Genomic DNA, 3,581 nt, shown 5'->3' with positions numbered 1-3,581 from the left:
ATTGCGCCTGCGCCGCCAGCCGTTCCGGCGTCAGGTAGCGACGCTGCCAGGCGGCGTAATCCGGGTATTGCAAGGTCGGCGGCGGCAGCGGATCGGCCTCGCCGCGACGGAAAGCGCCGTACAGCACGCCCAATTCGCGCAGCAGTATGCCGGTCGACCAGCCGTCGGAGACGATGTGATGGCAGGTGAGCAGGAACAGATGCTCCTCATCCGCCAGGCGGAGCAGCGCGGCGCGCACCAGCGGACCGGAACTCAGCTCGAAAGGCGCCTCCGCCAGGTGCTGCGCCAGTTGCCGCGCTCGGCTTTGGGTATCCTGCTGCCCACGCAGATCGTGAACCGTCAACGGCAGCGCGTCTGCCGGCAGAATGTGCGTCTGCGGCTGCCCCTCGACGGTGATAAACCGGCTGCGCAACGCTTCGTGACGGGCATAGAGCGCATCCAGACTCTGCCGCCAGGCAGGCAGATCCAGCTCGCCGCGCAGGCTCAGCGCCAGCGGGATATGGTAAGTTTCACTCATTCCCTCCAACTGGGTCAGGAACCACAAGCGCTGCTGAGCAAACGACAGCGGCAATGCGGCGTCGCGCGGCAGAGCTTCGATCGGCGGCAGCGCTTCACTCGTCTTTTGCAGTTGCTGCGCCACTACGTGCAGCGTCGGATTGGCGAACAGGGTCTGCAACGGCAGCTGCCATTCCATCTGTTGCAGACGATTGGTCAGACGTACCGCCAGCAGCGAGTGGCCGCCCAGTTCGAAGAAGTTGTCGTGGCGGCCAACCTGCTCCACGTTCAGCAACTCGCGCCAGATCTCCGCCAGCAGCGTTTCGCGCTCACCCTGCGGCGCTTCATACGCCGCCTGGCTCTGTATCCCCTGCGGCTCCGGCAGCGCCCGCCGGTCCAACTTGCCGTTCGGCGACAGCGGCAACGCCGCCACCACCACCCAGGCCGACGGCACCATGTAGTCCGGCAGCGCCGCGCTCACATGCTGCCGCAGCGCGCCCGCCAGCGTCTCTTCCGCCACGTCCGCCGCCGGCACCACCCACGCCACCAGCCGTTTGTCGTCGCCCACCGCGCGCGCATCCACCACCGCTTCCCGCACCGCCGGGTGCGTCGCCAGCGTCGCCTCTATCTCGCCGCATTCGATGCGGAAGCCGCGGATTTTCACCTGCTGGTCATTGCGCCCCAGGTACTCGATGTCACCGTTCGCCAGATAGCGCGCCACGTCGCCGGTGCGGTACATGCGCCCGCCCGGCGCGAACGGATCGCTCAGGAAACGCTCCGCCGTCAAGTCGGGCCGATTCAGGTAGCCCCGCGCCACCTGCACCCCGCCGATATACAGCTCGCCCACCGCCCCGAGCGGCACCGGCTGCCCGTGCTCGTCCAGCAGATAGATGCGCGTGTTGGCGATCGGCCGACCGATCGGCACCGACACCCGGTCTGCCTCCCGCGAACAGTGCCAGGCGGTGACGTCCACCGCCGCCTCCGTCGGCCCATACAGGTTATGCAACTCCGCCTGCGGCAGCCGGCGGTAAAACTCCGCCACCAGCGCCGCCGGCAGCGCTTCCCCGCTGCACATCACCCGCACCACGTTGCCGCAGCGCGTCGCCGCCTGCTCATCTGCCAGGAAGCTTTGCAGCATCGACGGCACGAAGTGCAGCGTGGTGACGCCGTACTGTTCGATAGCGCGGCTCAGGTAGTCCGGATCCTTGTGCCCTTCCGGCTTCGCCATCACCAGCCGCGCGCCGACCATCAGCGGCCAGAAGAACTCCCACACCGAGACGTCGAAGCCGAACGGCGTTTTTTGCAGCACCGTGTCCGCCGCCGTCAGGCCGTAGGCCTCCTGCATCCACACCAGCCGGTTGACCACCCCGCGGTGTTCGTTCATCGCGCCCTTCGGTTTACCGGTCGAGCCCGAGGTGTAAATCACGTACGCCAGGTGCGACGCCTGCGCGCGCGGCGCCGGGTTCTCGGCACTCAGCGTCTCCGGCAACGCGGCCTCCAGCGCCAGCTGCGGCGTCGCGGGTTCGCCCAGCGCCGCCCGGCCGGCGGCGTCCGCCAGCAGCAGCACCGGGTCGGCGTCCTGCAGGATGTACTGCAGGCGCTCGCCCGGATAGGCCGGATCCAACGGCACATAGGCGCCGCCGGCCTTGAGGATGCCGAACAGCGCCGTCACCATGTTCAGGCCGCGTTCGGCGCACACCGCCACCCGGCTGTCCGGGCCGACGCCGCGCGCTATCAGCGCGTGCGCCAGCCGGTTGGCGCGGGCGTTCAACCGGGCGTAGCTCAGGCTTTCCGCCCCGCTCACCAGCGCGATGGCATCCGGCGTGCGGCGCACCTGCCGCTCGAACAGCGCCGCCAGCGTCTGATCCAGCGGGTAGTCACGCTCGGTGCGGTTCCAGCCATGCAGCAGCAGCTCGCGTTCCGCTTCCGGCACCACCGCCAGTGAACACACCGGCGTATCCGGCGCCTGCTCCAGCGCTTGCGCCAGTGAGTCCAGCGCCTGCACCATATAGTCACATACGCGCTGCGCATCGATCGCCTCGGTTACCTGCGCCGTAATGCCCAGCGAATCGCCGCCATCCTCCACCGACAAGACGAACGGATAGTTGGTGCGCTCTTCGGCGCTCAGCAGGCTGACGCCTTCGGGCAGCGCCACGGCCTCGCCGTTGTTGTGGCGATAGTTGAGCAGGGCGCTGAACAGCGGCGCTCCAGGGCTGACGCCGCTGCAGCGCTGCGCCAAGGCCAGTGGCGCATGTTCATGAGCCAGCAGCCCGCTCAACCGCACATGCGCCTCCCTTGCCGCCGCCTCCGCGCCGCGCCGATCGATGTCCAGGCGCAGCGGCAGCGTGTTGATAAACAGCCCCAATGCCCGTTCCGCGCCTTCAGCGCCCTGCAGGCGCCCCAGCAATACGGTGCCGAATACGACCGCGTCTCGCCCGCTGACGCGCGCCAGCACCTGCGCCCAGGCCAGATGGCACAAACTGGCCAGGCTGACGCCCAACCGCCGCGCCTGCCGCCGCAGCCGCAGGTTCAAGGCCGAAGAAAGCGCCTGGTAGCGGCTGACGATCTGCCGTCCCTCGCCATGCACATCACTCAAGCCGAACGGCAGGACCGGCTCGCTGATATCCGCCAACATGTCGCGGAAGAAACGTTCATGCTCTGCTTCGCTGAGCGTCAGGCGCGCCTGCGCCACCGCATTGCGGAACGGCTGGGCGGCGCCAAGCCGTGCGCCGCGACCGGCGAGGATTTCGCTGACCTCTTGCTCCATAAAGGCCAGCGTGGAGTGATCGCCAATCAGATGGTGCCACTGCTGCAAGGCGCACCACCGGCCATCCTCCTCTTGCGCGACGGTAAAGTTGAGCAGCGGCGCACGGGTCAGATCCTGTCGCTGATGCAGCGGATCAAAACCGGCCGCCAACTGTTGCCAAACCGGGCCGTCGGCCAGATCGAAACGCCGCTCGCTCAGTGCCAGTTCGGCCTTGCGCCACACCACCTGCACCGGCGAAGACACGCCCTGGGTGATGAACGCGGTGCGCAGAATGTCATGGCGGTCGATCACCTGCTGCATCGCCGCCAGCCAGGCATCC

The 3,581-nt window shown here is 68.0% G+C and carries 1 protein-coding gene; it reads right to left on the bottom strand.

Annotated features, from left to right (window positions below; translation table 11 throughout):
- Positions 1 to 3,581 (bottom strand): non-ribosomal peptide synthetase (locus tag H7A77_RS25360; protein ID WP_182074833.1); only part of this gene is annotated, 3,581 nt, incomplete at both ends.

The sequence above is a fragment of the Serratia sp. ME47 genome, from assembly GCF_903970925.1.
Classification (GTDB): Bacteria; Pseudomonadota; Gammaproteobacteria; order Enterobacterales; family Enterobacteriaceae; genus Serratia; species Serratia ureilytica.
The sequence above is the reverse complement of the archived record's forward strand: the minus strand, read 5'-3'. Positions and strand labels throughout refer to the sequence as shown.